Below are 13777 nucleotides of genomic sequence, written 5' to 3'. Positions count from 1 at the left end.
CGCGCCGCCTTGCGCCCGTTTGCGGATCAATCCATACAATTTCAAGTGAAGAAAGTATCGTACCAGTAGCAGAGGCGATTCTTCTGAGAATTGCGCGCGCTTGACGGCGAATTAGAACAACACTTTCGTAAAAATCGTGGTATTGCGCAACGAATGTATATGCCGCACCAAGGGCCACAGCAAACTCAATCCACCAACTGCCTTCTCCCTCGTCGACAATCTCGATTTGTGTTACTTGCAATCGCGCTGTCCGCAATTCATAGAGTAGCTCTCTTTGAATTGCATTGCGAAACTCCAACTGTAAGTCAGGATTGTTTTCAATCTTGACGTAATTTGAATTTGGCGAGTTCGTGATTACAGCACGAAATATTATTTTCCCAGGCGGTCTGCCTGTAATAAGAAAGTCTTTCAATTTCATCGTTGTGCCCCGATTTATTGAATTGCTAAAAAGCACCCCCGCGCGCTAGGGATTATGCAATTTCTAATGTTTCAGTCAAGCACTTTGGCGTAGGACACAATCAGAGTTTCCGCCGCTTCGCCTTAATCTCTGCCAGTGTGCGCCCCGTCATTTTAGCAATCTCGGCGTCCAAATAATTCCTCAGCAACCCCACTTCGGTTTCGCCCCACTTGGCCGGTTTGACTTTTCGCACCAGCGGTGGGATGCCAGCCTTGCGGCGGCGCAGTTCGACAGCCTGGCGTGTACAGCCGACGCACTTGGCCAATTTACCATCAGGCATTTTGCCCAAGAGGGCGAGCATTGTCGGCGTCCAGGGCGCTTTGTCTTGAGAATCAGCCATATTCTGCATTGTAGCCGATGGGCGCTTACTCAAACCGCCTCACCACGAAAAGCCCAAACGCCAAGACGGCCAGCACAAAAGTGCTCGGCTCGGGGACAGGATTAGTCGAGCCGCCACCGGATTGGAGATAGTCCAAAAACGCTTGTAAGTCGGCGTTGTTGAATACGCCATCTCCGTTAATGTCGCCAATGGCTAATAGTTGTGAGTTGGAAAGTCCGTTAGCGGATTGGTAAGAGGGCAGATTAGCCAAGGTCTGTTCCATTGCCGCAATGTCGGCGGCATCGACATGCCCATCGAAATTGAAATCTCCTAGGAGTATTGGGGACAGTTCGAACACCGTGCCTTCGTTATTTGCTCCGCCGTATATCGTTGTCCCGAACAGATTTCCGCTGGCATCCATGATTACGCCTGCGGGATTGGTTCCGTTGGAGTTTGCAAACGAGAACAGAGTGTAGAGCGAGTGGTTGGCGTTATTGGCTATCTCGAACACCGTGCCGTTGCCGTTCGCCCCACCGTACCCTGTCGTTCCATACAAATTACCAGCGGCATCGGCAATAAGATGGCCTTCGGATGTTTGCCCGTTTGTGCCATTAAAAGAAACCAAGTTGGTGAGTGTATGATTTGTATCATTGGCCACCTCGAACACCGTGCCGTCGTTATTTGCTCCGCCGAAAGCCGTCGTCCCATACAGATTTCCATAAGCGTCAGCGACAAGATTGGATGTGGGTTTATACCCGTTCGTGCCATTGAATGTGGCTAGGGTACTGAATGTATGATTGGCATCGTTGGCGACCTTAAACACAGCGCCATAGGCACTCGTACCCCACCACGTCGGGCCATAAAGATTTCCGCCGGCGTCAGCCAATAAACCGGCGGACCCTTGTCCAGTAGATCGGATGTTGAAGTTCACTAAAGTGGTCAGCGTATGATTAATGTTGTTGCTCATTTTAAACACAGTGCCGTTGCCATTCGTTCCGCCTCCTTCTGTCGCCCCGTACAGATTGCCGCTAGAGTCGGCTGTCAGGATGGTTTCGGGTTGTGATCCGTTCGTGCCACCGAATGAAACGAGAGTGGTCAGAGTGTGGTTTGAGTTATTGGCTACTTCGAATACAGTACCATCGTTGTGTGCCCCTCCAAACATTGTCGTCCCGTATAGGTTTCCGCTGGAATCAGCCGATAGACCGGCGGCGGGTGATTGTCCATTCGAGCCATTAAATGAGACCAGGGTGGTGAGCGTGTGGTTAGTCACCTCGAACACGGTACCGTAATCATGCGCTCCGCCGTACACCGTTGTCCCGAACAGATTGCCGCTGGCATCCATAAATAAATCCGTTTGGGGCTTATCTCCGTTCGAACCTGCGAACGAGACAAGCGTCTTTAGGATGTATTGCTGCTGCGCACTAGCCGTGGAGCTTATCGCCACCACCGACACTGCGAGCAGCAGAATGCAACAACGCATAGTGTTAAATATCATGTTGCGCATAGTTCTTATAAGCATAACCTTCTTCCCCCCTTATTGGCCACTATCGACCAGGGCGAGAATCGCCCGGTGGCTCGCTTCTGGCAGCCTGGGGCTGTGGCGGACAAATCGCTATAATCCGCTTACTTAGATTTTGGCGGTCGCCCTAATCGAATTTTGGGCCGCAAAGTCAAGATTACGTCGATGGAATAAGTGATTGCCAATGCTTTACACAAAGCATTACTCCCCGGCGAGATTGATGATGATCCATGCGTTGCATGCCCCAGCCCGTACGAACACTCAGCGATTGATTGTAGGTGAGCTACAGCCATCATCCAACTTCCCGCATGATGCGCTCCGCCAAGCCCAGGTCGCGTTCGGCGTAGATTTGCGACACGTCAGCCTTGGCGTGACCCAACACCACTTGCACGGCTTCCAAACCGAAACGCCGGCGCACCTCAGTGGCTTTGCTGTGGCGCAGTTGATTCGGGGACCATCGCGGAATAATCCGATCATCTTTCACATTGGGGTCGGCGTCGCGGGCTTGCTGGCGGCCTTTTCGATCGGCAAGGTCAGACGCACGACGAACACACTTTGCGTACGCATTTGTATCGTACCGCTCGCCAAGTGCAATCTTCCTGCGGCGCTTGCGATTTGTGCCCGGCCGGTTGCCGCAGGAAAGGGGTGTTTTGCGCATTTCGTGGCGCGCATCCAGCCGTTTACGTTCCGAATCGGCCGGCGCAAAACAATACGCTTCGGCATTACGGAGCAAGTAGGGCCGCAGAATCTCTTGTGCCTGTGGGCCAATGAAAATTACCCGTTGACGGCTGTGGTGCTCAGTTTTGTGAGTCGATGGGCGATAAGCCCACACGTCGCCGGAACGATCTATGTCGCATGGGCGCAGAATACAAACTTCACCCGGTCGACAGCCGGTCAGCGATTGGAAACGAACCATTTCGCGGACAACGGGTGGCAAATGGGGCAGTGTGGCATCGACTACCGCCGCTGCAACCGGACCGATCGGCTGCGGCTCCGGAGCGTCGGTTCTGCCTTTGCGCAAACCTGGGACCGTGGCCAGGGCTTGGAAAACCAAAGCTGGGACCAACTCTTGCGATACACCCCACTTGAACACGCGCTTTATTTCTTCGATTAAGCAGTTGACGTAAGGTCGGGCTTTCCCTTCCCTGACGAAACGCTGCTGAATTGCTTGTAGGGCGAGGGGACCAAAATCGCCGGCACAAGTTGGACCGTATAGTTGCCGCAGCACCTTTAGCGCAAGGCGGACCCGCTCCAGAGAGCGCGTCGGTTTCCCGTCTTTCCGATAGTAACCTTGGGCGAATCGCCAATAGCTGGCAGCCAATTCAATGATCGTGGTATCGTGCGACGCAGCGGCACGGGGCAATCGACGGCCAGCGGATAACCATTCGCCGATTAGCCGATCGTACTCTTGACGGCTCGCTGTAGCGTTCCACTTGCCCAAATAAATGTCGTGTCCGTCCAGGGTGACAACAGCTTGGCCAGTGGGCTTGTGGCGACGATACGTGGGAACGCGTGGAAGAGATTGAGTGGTCATAGCGTGTAACTCCGTAAAAGACCGAATCCGGTAGTCTACCGGGTTATTCGGGAACTTACGGGCCACACTGCCGACCATCGACAGGTAATCTAAGTGGTGATTTCAGCCGTGTTTAACTATCAGTGAGACCGTTGGGATTCGAACCCAAGACCTACGGATTAAAAGTCCGTTGCTCTACCGGACTGAGCTACGGTCTCCAGCAAGCGTTCTACTGTAGCAGGTCGAACTCGGCTGAGAAAGATGCCGTTGGGTAAGCCGCTGTTCCAGTTCGCTTGACAACCGTGAGAAATTAGATATTCGCGCTGGCCAGTGTGGCTGCTTGGTCACATTCCAAACTGCGGCTGCGACGAAACAAATCGGAAATGGCCGTCGGCGCTTGGGCGGCGCCCAGTGTCAACAGCGGCGCGATCAACGATCCCCAATACTGATTGAACGGCTGCCCAATGAACGCGAAAAAAATCACGAACCCGCAAGCCGTTAGTCCGGCGCGGCGGCCCGTCGCGGTATTCCAGCCGGCAAAGCCCAACATGGCCAGCGGCAAATAAATGGCACTCACCCATTGCGGCAACAGCAATAGATACGCATTCATTTGGGCGATGGCAATCACAAACGATGCGCCGCCGAATTGCAGCCAACTGGTGGTATGGGCGTGATCACCGGGCTGAACCAGCGTCATCACGTGAAGGGCATGCCAGGCGTAAAACGCCAAAAATGCCGCCAGCCCGATGACCCACGCCAGCGCTTCGCGCCAGCGCCTGTCGTACAGGGCCAGCAGCAAACAAATCACGCAGTAAGACGCCGCCAATTCGCGCAGCACCACGGCCGCTAATCCAAAGGCCACGCCCCAGCCGGGCCGATCCAAACCATACGCGCATATCGAAAGACAAATCAAGATGCCGCCCCACACTACAGGCATCACGTAAATTTGTTCCAACCAACCGGGCAATAGCGCGCCGGACATCATCAATCCGCAACCCAGCGCGCGCAGAATGCCACCATCGCGCGCTACCATGATCACAGCCAACACCAGCAGTAAAAGCGCCAATCCACCAATTAACAACCTGCCGGCGGTTTGGTTGGGGAGCTTTCCCAGCAGCCACATGGGCAGCGGCGTGCGCCAGTTGAACGTGCTAAGCGTCGGATAACCGCGGGCGTGCAGCTCGTGGCTGGCGGCTTCGTAATATCCTTCGCCGTGCGAAATGCGTTGTATTTCGGCCAGGTACAGGGGGACGTCGCCCGGGCCGGTGGGATGCTGGCTGACAAATCCGCCGGCCAGCGGCGACAAACTAATCGCCACGAACGAAACAATCACTGCGAGGCTCACCAGCAGCACGCTCCGTGCGGCGCCTGGCGAAACACGCGCAAAACTACTGGCGGGGACGCTGTCTGGCATGAGCGTTGAAAAACAGATTGCGAGGGAAAAACGTTCCTCGCAAGTTTAGCTCACGCCATAAGATAAGTGTGTCGAAAGTCAGCCAGATGGGCCCGTCCGGCGGCGGCTCACATATTTCACCGTGACCTAGCAAACGTAATGGGTCGAAAATGGAGGATAGGGGACTTGAACCCCTGACCTCTTGCATGCCATGCAAGCGCTCTCCCAACTGAGCTAATCCCCCTGGTATTTCGCGGGAATCTGGTGGAAAGTAAAATCGTCTGGCCTTCAGGGCAAACTACAAACAGTAATCGACTGGCTGGCCGATTGTCAACGGCGGAAGGCCGCCTCTCAAACACTGCTCAGGTATCAATCGTTTGAAAAAACTGCTTTGGAATTTGTTGCGGTGGGGCATTCCGGCGGCGATTATCGCCTGGCTGGTCAGCGTCGTCGTTCGCGACAAAAGTTTCTCACAATTGTGGGACGAGCCCAAGCATTGGGATTTACTGGCCCTGGCGACGTTGGTTTGTTTTTTGGCCACGCTTGTCACCATTTTACGGTGGTATTTTTTAGTGCGCGCGGTCAGTTTGCCACTGAGGCTGCGTGACACCATTCGCTTGGGTTTTTTGGGCTATTTGTATAATTTCGTGCTGCCCGGCGGTGTCGGCGGCGATTTGGTTAAAGTGGGGTTCTTAATTCGTGAGCAACCGGGCCGTCGTACCGAGGCCGCGTTAACGGTGTTGGTCGATCGGATAGTCGGCCTGTACGGATTGTTTCTGCTGGCGTCTGGCGCCATTTTGTTCACAGGCATGTGGCATTTTGATTCGGCCGATGTGCGCTTGGCCTGCCGCGTGATATTTTGGTGCGCCGGCATCAGCACGCTGCTGTTGGCGGTTTCGGCAATGCCGGGTTTCTCGCAAGGGCCGGTTTCGCGCTGGCTGCACGGCTTGCCGCGGGTGGGCCCATTTGTCGAGCGGTTAAATCGGGCGACGAGAATGTATTACCGGCATTGGTCGGTATTGCCTTTTGCCGTCGCACTGACCATTTTTGCCCAGGTGATGTATGCAATTAGCTTTTGGCTCATCGCCCGCGGATTGCTCAGCGATGCGCCCTCGCTGGGGGAAAATTTGGTGGTGGTTCCGATGGCGATGATCACCGGTGTATTGCCGCTGGCGCCCAACGGACTGGGCACGTTCGAGTGGCTGGTGGAATTGATGTATCACCAATTGATGGGAACCGCCGCGATCGCCGGCGCTGGATTTATCGTGTCGTTAGGCTACCGTTTGGTGACGATTGTAATTGCGATTGTGGGGGCTGTCATTTTCTTCGTAAACCGGCGCGAAGTATCGGCCATGATACATGAGGCGGAAGAGGAAATTGCCGAAGAACAGCATGCCGCGGAAGTCGGCAAACCGGCTGCTTCGACGTGAATCACCGGTTATTTCGCTCCGTCGGGTTCCGCTGGTTGGCCGTCGACATATAGATGGGCATTCTTTCCCAGCTGCCAGGCGGTGGTTCCGTTGCCTGAGACGTGCGAATTGCTCAAATCAACATCGCTGTAGCCGTTCAAAAGCAGTTGACGCTGGCCGTTGCCTTCCAGCGTGCAGGAAATCAACTGCATTTGCGAGACGCCTTCCACGGCGACCCCGCAACGTCCGTTCCAGCGGCAGTTCAATCCCACCAGCGCGCACGGGCCAGCAACATCGTGCAGATAAACGCCGTCAGTCCGGAAACCTTGAATCGTCAAATTGCTGATCACGACGTTTTCGACCTTATAAAGCGTCAGGCCAGCGGGCAGGGTTGCGTATGTCAGCGCGTAACTTTGCGGAAGCGAAACCGGTTCTACGCGAAAGTAAATCCAGCCATCGACCAGCGCCCATTGTTTTGGTTCCAAAGCCGGCACTTGGTGATTCGAAGCCGGGTTGGAATCCGATGCCGTGCGGCGTACCAGCGGCGCGCCGTCGAGAAACAGTTGCTGGAATTGCTTTTCTTCCGGTTGGAAGCGGAATACGTCGCCAGCGACCCATTCCCAGGCATTTTGCGGCACGGGCCGTGTTCCATCGAGCACCGCTCCGTTGCCTTCGAGGGTGAACGGTTGATAGGCCGTGCCGCTGTGCCGGCTGCCGACCAGACTGACGCTTTCTTTATATGGCTGCCCGACATTGGCCAGGATAATGTGGTCCCCCGCCGACGCTACCCGCAGTGCTTTGGCAATGGTCCGAAACGGCCCCTGGCCGGGATTCACACTGTTGGGGGCAGCTCCATCCAAAATGTCGTTGCCGGCGACGTTGTTCACGTAAATTTCGCGCGCTGCGGCCGTGGCCGTTGCCAAGCACACGGCCCCAAAGGACAGTACCAGCGGTAGTAATCCCCCGGCGAGCCCAATTCGATGGAGCATCATGATTTCTTCACCGTGAAAAAACTAAATATCACCCGATGAAAACGCCGCGTAAAAAGTGTAGCATGTGGAATGTGCGGACGGCGCGCGGCATGCTGTCTGTAAGCGGAGTGCAGGCTTTACGGCTTGCGCGAAGCGAAGAAGGCATATTCGAGGCGCCGGTTTCAGGCCGCCGATGCACAACATCGTGGCGGAACCTGCAATTGCGCCGCACACCCTCCTGAAGTGATGCGATGAGCAACTCCCCGTCCTCCCTTTCCGCTGCGAACACCGCCTCGCCGTCCGCGGCCGCAAAAATGCCTGGCGAAACGGTGCGGGCCCTGGTCACGTTGTTTCTGCTGTTCCATTTGTTCGGTGTGGCGTTGGCGCTGACGACCAATCCTAACGCTCCGGCGTTGCCCTCGCCGCAAACGGTCGATGTCGATTCGCCATACAACTCGAGGTTGTTCACGGCGTTGAAATCGACCCCGCTGCTCGCGCAATACATGTATGCCATGTGGCTCGATACGCCCCACAACTATTGGTTGACTTACGGCGATTACACCGATGCCGACCATACGGTCGAACTGATTTTAACTTTCCCGGACGGCCATACCGAGCAGCGAAACTTTCCTCCGGCCGATTCCCACGGCGAACAGCGCGAACGGTACGAAGCGTTGGTCCGGCAATTGGCGGTTCCCTTCTATGGCGATTCCCCAGATAAGACGCTGCTGACGAAAATTGGGGAAGATTTGTTGCAGCAAAGCGGCGCGAAAGAAGTCCGCGTTCAAATTCGCCGACATCAGCCATTGTCCATCGAGGATGCCAAGGCCGACGATCCAGGGCTCCACGATCCTTATAACAAGCGCACCTTCGCCGATCTCTATGCCGGCACGGTAACGCTCAACAGCCTGGGCGAAGCCGAAGTTCACGATCTAGGCGAAGCGGCCCGTGATGTCGCTCCCGTCACCGGACCGCGTGGCCGCAACCGCAGCCAGAACCAACCCGCCAATAATCCGCAAACACCCGACGACACGGCGCCCAGCCCGCCGGCAAGCAATGGATCGTCAAATACCGGCAGCCCAGCTCATAAAACCGTGCTGCCGCTGCCGGGAGATTTCAACGATGCGCCCCCTTTGCCGGAAAAAACAAAATAAAATCTGCCGACCACCACCGCACATTACCACGCCTGATTTGCCATGGGCAATTATATTCGAACTGTAGGTAGCCGATTCGGAGCCGGCTGGACCCGATTTTGGTTCACGCCGAGCGATGCCATCGTGTTGTCGCTGATCCGGGTGTTGACGGCGCTGGTGGCATTATGGTGGTACTTGAGCCTGCTGACCGATTTGCAGTATTGGTTTGGCCCCAACGGCCTGTTCTCGCTCGACTTGGCGTTGCAAGTGCGCAATGCATCGGAGTCGCGATATGCCATCTCGCTGTTGGATTACGTCAACTCGGCCTCGCAATTGTGGTTGGTGTACGGCTTGGGCATTGCGGCCTTGGCGATGATGTTGTTCGGGCTGTTTAGCCGGATTGCCACCATTGCGTCGCTGGTGTTTGTGCTGTCGTTCATCCACCGAGCTCCCATGCTTTCGCGGACGGTGGACGATATTTTGCCCCTGTTAATGTTCTATTTGTGCCTGGGGCCGTCGGGAGCAAATTTTTCGATCGACGGTTGGCTGCGCCGTAAAAAACAACAGCGCGAACGGCCAGCGCTCAATTCCGCCGACGCCAACATTTATTGGTCCAGCGCCGCCACGGTCGCGATTCGCCTGATGCAGGTGCATTTGACCATGATTTACGCCGCCATGCTCATCGCACAATTGCAGGGGGGAACCTGGTGGCAAGGCACGGCCGTCTGGTGGCTGATGGCCCGGCCTGAATCTCGCCTGGTCGATCTCACGGGTTTGAGTCGCATAGGCCTGGCGTTTGAATACATGGTCAACCTATTCACGCACGGCATTGTGATTTACGAATTGTGCTTTGTGTTTTTGATTTGGAACTCGCTAGCCCGGCCTATTTTGCTGGTCTTGGGCGTTTTCATGTGGGCCGGATTGGCGCTAATTGGCGGGTCGGTGAGCTTTGCCGTCATCATGCTGGTGGCGAACCTGGCATTTTTGTCGCCGGAAACAGTGCGTGGATTCTTGGGACGCCAAAATGCCGAGAATGCGTCAGCATCAGCGCCAACAACCAAAGCTGCAACATCATCAGGATCATCCGGCCGAAAAGAAGTTGTTGTAGCCAGGCGTTAATGACCGAGCGATTTCAGTCAGTTGCGTTTTCTTCCATTGCCGATTTAATCGTCCGCAACTCTTCGGCCTCTGGCAAAGCCTTGTAATACGGATCCAAGGGAAAGCAACCTGAGATGATGTCGTTGCGCGGCGCGGTCGTGCAATCGCTGAAGGTGCGGCAAATCAATTTCCGGGCCAATTTGCCTGTGGCCAGCGTATCGGCAGGCAGCGCGGGATAAGCCAACACCATGCGGCCTAACCCTACGGCGTCAATCCACCCGGCGCGCCTTACCGCTTGGGCCACATGGGGCACGTAATCTTGCAGATAGGTGTAACCGCTGCCGACCATAGGTATTTCGGGCACGGCCAGCTTGCACTCTCGGGCGGCATGAATTTGCCGCGCCACGCCGACCAGCGGATCTTCCGGCGGCTGGTAACCGTCGCTGGGGGGAAAAATCGCCGGCCGCTGGATGTGTGGATTATAGTAGGGGCTGCCGCCGGAGATATTTACCGCCGCCACGCCGGCCGCGTGCAAGCGGCGAATCAGTTCGATCGGCTCGCGCAAGTCGATTTTCAGCGGATCTTGGGCATCGACGCCAAAACCGTATTCGTAAGGCAGTAAGTGGCGGTACTTCAGTGGTTCGCCGATGGCGAGGCTGGTTTTATAGGGGAGCGTATCGAACACGCTGAGTCGCACGGCCAGCATCAAATGCGGATGGCGGTCACGGATGCGTTCGATGATGGAAAGCATCAACCGCGACCGGCCGGCCAAATCGCCGCCAAACCGGCCTGGGCGGCAACGGGCGCTCAACAATTCGTGCAGCAAGTAACCGTGGCAACATTTGATATCGACAAATTGGAATCCCACTTCTTCCGCGACACCCGCCGCGGCGACATACGCATCCACCAGTCGTTGCAGATCGTCGTCAGACCAGACGATGGAATCATCGTGTGGATTGATGCCAAACTTGGCGTCTAACAGCGGATGATGATACGCAATTCTCGGCTCCAAGCGTCGATTGTGCGGCCGCGAAAATCGCCCAGAATGGGTCAGTTGCAAGCCGACCCATAAATCATCATCGTTGGCAAACACTTCCCTATGTGTCTGTCGGCAAGTGTTGATCAATGCCGCCAGACCGGAGCGGTTTGTTGCCGTGGCCAACGTCTGCCGAGGATTCGCCCGGCCATCGGGCTGCACGGCCGCTGCTTCGCCCCCCCAAATCCACTTGGCTCCGCTCAGCCCAAAATTCTGCCAGCGACGCAGTGTGTGTGGAGAAGGTGATCCATCGGTGTTGGCGTCCCAGCCTTCCATGGGATGAATGCACCAACGGTTTCCGACCTGAAAGCCGCCGATCTTGAGCGGCTGCGCCATGGGCGAACCTTCGGCGGCGGTGAGAATTCGCTCGTCGATGGGCAACTCCAGACCCAATTCCGCCAACCGCGCAGCAAGGGCCGCTGTGTTTTTGAGTTGGGCTATCTTGGGATAAGTGGCCATGGGTCCCCTCATCCCACACGGCACACAAAGCACTTGAGATACTCGCTTTCCAAGCAAGTAGTGCTAATCGGATGATCTGGGGCCGCGCCGCGATGCTGAAGCACCTGAATGGATCGATTGGTGCGCTGCGACACGCCGGCCAGCATGTGCAAAAAATCTTCCCGCAGCACATGACCGGAGCAACTGCACGTCACCAAAATGCCGCCGGGTTCTAGCAAGTCGACCGCCAGGCGATTGATGCGGTGATACGCCATTAAGGCGTCGTTTACCGATGCTCGATTGCGTGCAAACTTGGGTGGGTCGAGCACCACGATGCCGAATTTATCGCCGCGTAACGCCAACTCTTGCAGGGTTTGAAATCCGTCCCCCTGTTGAAAGTGCAAATTTGCCACGCCGTTGAGTTCCGCATTGGCGCGGGCCAGGGCCAGGGCTTTCTCGCTGGTATCGACACACAGCACTTCGCTGGCGCCGCCATGTTTAACGGCATTCAGCGCGAAGCCGCCGCTATAACAAAACATATCGAGCATCCGTCTGCCCCGTGCGAAATCGGCCACGGCCCGGCGATTCTCGCGCTGATCCAAATACAATCCGGTTTTGTGCCCTTCGCGCAAATCGACGCCGTAACGCAGTCCATGTTCCTCGATGAACACCGGCCCGGTGGGCAATTCCCCCCATCCGCGCCCCTCTTCATGCGGCATGCCCTCCATTTGGACGGCCCCGCGTTCCTGACGCAGCACGACACCGCGGGGACGAACCAAATCGACGAGCAGCGGCACAATTTTGTCCAATCGCTGCCAAATCGCCAGTGAGGTGGCCTGGACCGACAAATACTGGCCGTAGCGATCGACGATAAGCCCACTCAGCTCGTCGGCTTCGCTATAGACCAGCCGCGCGGCGCCGGTGGGGGAGTCGTAACCTAAATCATGTCGGAGCGCGAGGGCCGTTTCCAAGCGGCGTCGAAAAAATGCATCGTCCAATGGCGTGCCGGCATCCCAGGTGTAAAGTCGCACACGCAATCGGCTGCGGCTGTTGAAAAATCCGCGGGCAATGAAGCGGCCTTTGTCGGAGATCAGGTCGACTACGTCCCCGTCGGCCACCCCGCCGTCGACGCGCGCGATCGCCGTATCTAATACCCACGGGTGACGGCCAAAAAACGGTTGTGCCTTCCGGGGCTTCAAAATCACTTGCGCGACGCCGATTCCTGCGGTGGTTTCACCAGCGGGGGAAATTGGCTCAACGGTTTGTGAGGCATTTGACATGACAATGCTCAACGGCGACGGATGTGTTACCCGTTCGCCAAAAACGCGTGCTATCGTGACAGATGTTCGCAGGCGCAATACTGAGCATAACCGCCCGAACGACGAAGAGATAGAGCCTTGATGCGGCGCCACCCACCGCACACAGCCGGTGGACTGCCTGCCCGCTAGTTCAACGAGGGTCTGCCGAATGCCGGGCTGGCCGGATCAGTTAGCGCCTGCGGCGTGGGCTGCGGAATGGGCAAAGGCTTGGGTGGCCGGATTTCATGCCGGGCAGCCGGCGACGACAGCTTGGCCCCTGCCGATGCGGATTTCGCTTGCAAGTTGAAATCGGTTGGCTGATTGAATTCCGCCGTGTTTATCAAGGCACGCAATAGCATTCGTCCGCGGCGTGAAGATCGCGATCGAGAAAAAGTCGATTTCATTTCATGCCCCGAACGATGAACACCAACGCGCAAAACCTGCGCCGACGATCAATCGGCGCAGGCATATCCGAAGTTATGCCGTGGCGCGCCGCCATGTTCAGGATGACAGAGCGTGCGCAGCCGAAGCGGCATTGAGGCGGCGTCCGCGCACTTTCGCGCCACCGGTATACGATTGCCGGATTGCGGACAATCGTTCCTTGACAATACGTACGTTCCACGACGAAACAGACGTTTATTGCCGATGAGAAGGCGCTGTCGTTGACAGGGCATTTCATCGCTGTTTTATTCGCTCTGCGGTTCAGCGAACCGTTGGCTAGTTCTTGGGCAAATAGCCAGTGGTGTAAGCAGGGCCGGGCGTAATGGTGGTGGCCGGCGCGGTCATCACCGGAGTACCCACGGCGCCGCCGCTACAAGCGTCGCAATGGTTGCAGCCGCAATCACCGCCCATGGGCTCCTCGCAAGGAGCGCATTCGCTGCGTCGGCCGAAGCAACCGCCCCAGCCGCCGCAAGGATTTCCGAGGCCGCAGCATCCAAGCGTTGCGCTCGTCAATGCCGCCAGCGTCGTTACAATAAGAAACTTTTTCATGACTGAACTCTCCAATGCAAAACAAAGTCGGGAGGAAGGCGATTTGCTTCGGGTCGAGCAACTCTACACCACGCCCCGTGATGTGCAAACGCAACATGCAGATTTTTTTTCGCAACCGGATTGTTTTTTCTAAACGCCCGTGGGTGGAATAGATGATATGTCTTTCCAATGCGATGTATGGTGCCGCTTTGCGGAAGTTCCGC

14 protein-coding genes and 2 tRNA genes are annotated in these 13777 nt (G+C 56.4%); 4 read left to right on the top strand and 12 right to left on the bottom strand.

Going from position 1 to position 13777, the window contains the following annotated elements; all coding sequences use genetic code 11:
• From VMJ32_17535 to VMJ32_17505, 7 genes are all read right to left on the bottom strand, one after another.
• A partial coding sequence (locus tag VMJ32_17535; GenBank protein ID HTQ40826.1) for a hypothetical protein occupies positions 1-418 on the bottom strand: 418 nt, incomplete at its 3' end.
• Between the two features lie 100 nt (positions 419-518).
• Positions 519-797: a hypothetical protein gene (locus VMJ32_17530; GenBank protein ID HTQ40825.1), complete on the bottom strand. Its 279-nt coding sequence runs from the start codon at positions 795-797 to the stop codon at positions 519-521.
• 25 nt (positions 798-822) lie between these two features.
• A complete protein-coding gene (locus tag VMJ32_17525) occupies positions 823-2256 on the bottom strand; it encodes a choice-of-anchor tandem repeat GloVer-containing protein (GenBank protein ID HTQ40824.1) in 1434 nt (477 codons plus the stop codon).
• 331 nt (positions 2257-2587) lie between these two features.
• Positions 2588-3829, bottom strand: coding sequence for a tyrosine-type recombinase/integrase (locus VMJ32_17520; protein HTQ40823.1), 1242 nt, complete (start codon positions 3827-3829; stop codon positions 2588-2590).
• A gap of 123 nt (positions 3830-3952) precedes the next feature.
• Positions 3953-4026: transfer RNA gene (locus VMJ32_17515), tRNA-Lys, on the bottom strand.
• Positions 4027-4118: 92 nt separating this feature from the next.
• Positions 4119-5222, bottom strand: a complete 1104-nt coding sequence (locus VMJ32_17510; protein HTQ40822.1) for a hypothetical protein — start codon at positions 5220-5222, stop codon at positions 4119-4121.
• A gap of 150 nt (positions 5223-5372) precedes the next feature.
• A tRNA-Ala gene (locus VMJ32_17505) sits at positions 5373-5445 on the bottom strand.
• A gap of 133 nt (positions 5446-5578) precedes the next feature.
• On the opposite strand from VMJ32_17505, the gene VMJ32_17500 reads away from it, so the two are divergent.
• Entirely contained in the window at positions 5579-6631 is a 1053-nt protein-coding gene (locus VMJ32_17500; protein HTQ40821.1) for a lysylphosphatidylglycerol synthase transmembrane domain-containing protein, read from the top strand.
• Positions 6632-6639: 8 nt separating this feature from the next.
• On the opposite strand, the gene VMJ32_17495 is transcribed toward VMJ32_17500, so the two are convergent.
• Positions 6640-7602, bottom strand: a complete 963-nt coding sequence (locus tag VMJ32_17495; GenBank protein ID HTQ40820.1) for a right-handed parallel beta-helix repeat-containing protein — start codon at positions 7600-7602, stop codon at positions 6640-6642.
• Between the two features lie 230 nt (positions 7603-7832).
• Between VMJ32_17495 and VMJ32_17490 the strand changes: the two genes are divergently transcribed.
• Complete coding sequence (locus tag VMJ32_17490) at positions 7833-8735, top strand: hypothetical protein (GenBank protein ID HTQ40819.1); 903 nt, start codon at positions 7833-7835, stop codon at positions 8733-8735.
• 42 nt (positions 8736-8777) lie between these two features.
• Positions 8778-9833 carry a hypothetical protein gene (locus VMJ32_17485; GenBank protein ID HTQ40818.1) on the top strand — a complete coding sequence of 352 codons (1056 nt, stop codon included), beginning with the start codon at positions 8778-8780 and terminating at the stop codon, positions 9831-9833.
• Between the two features lie 13 nt (positions 9834-9846).
• On the opposite strand, the gene VMJ32_17480 is transcribed toward VMJ32_17485, so the two are convergent.
• From VMJ32_17480 to VMJ32_17465, 4 genes are all read right to left on the bottom strand, one after another.
• The gene (locus VMJ32_17480; protein ID HTQ40817.1) at positions 9847-11307 is read right to left on the bottom strand and encodes an NADH:flavin oxidoreductase; all 1461 of its coding nucleotides are present in this window, start codon (positions 11305-11307) and stop codon (positions 9847-9849) included.
• An 8-nt stretch (positions 11308-11315) separates the two neighbouring features.
• On the bottom strand, positions 11316-12566 hold the full coding sequence (locus VMJ32_17475; protein ID HTQ40816.1) for a class I SAM-dependent rRNA methyltransferase: 1251 nt from the start codon (positions 12564-12566) through the stop codon (positions 11316-11318).
• Between the two features lie 164 nt (positions 12567-12730).
• Complete coding sequence (locus VMJ32_17470; protein HTQ40815.1) at positions 12731-12937, bottom strand: hypothetical protein; 207 nt, start codon at positions 12935-12937, stop codon at positions 12731-12733.
• A gap of 364 nt (positions 12938-13301) precedes the next feature.
• Positions 13302-13574 (bottom strand): hypothetical protein, encoded by a 273-nt coding sequence (locus VMJ32_17465; GenBank protein ID HTQ40814.1) that lies wholly within the window; start codon positions 13572-13574, stop codon positions 13302-13304.
• Between VMJ32_17465 and VMJ32_17460 the strand changes: the two genes are divergently transcribed.
• Positions 13573-13707, top strand: a complete 135-nt coding sequence (locus VMJ32_17460) for a hypothetical protein (protein HTQ40813.1) — start codon at positions 13573-13575, stop codon at positions 13705-13707. The genes VMJ32_17465 and VMJ32_17460 overlap by 2 nt on opposite strands.
• Positions 13708-13777: the final 70 nt, after the last annotated feature.

Source organism: Pirellulales bacterium (genome assembly GCA_035499655.1).
Taxonomy (GTDB): Bacteria; Planctomycetota; Planctomycetia; order Pirellulales; family JADZDJ01; genus DATJYL01.
The sequence above is the reverse complement of the archived record's forward strand: the minus strand, read 5'-3'. Positions and strand labels throughout refer to the sequence as shown.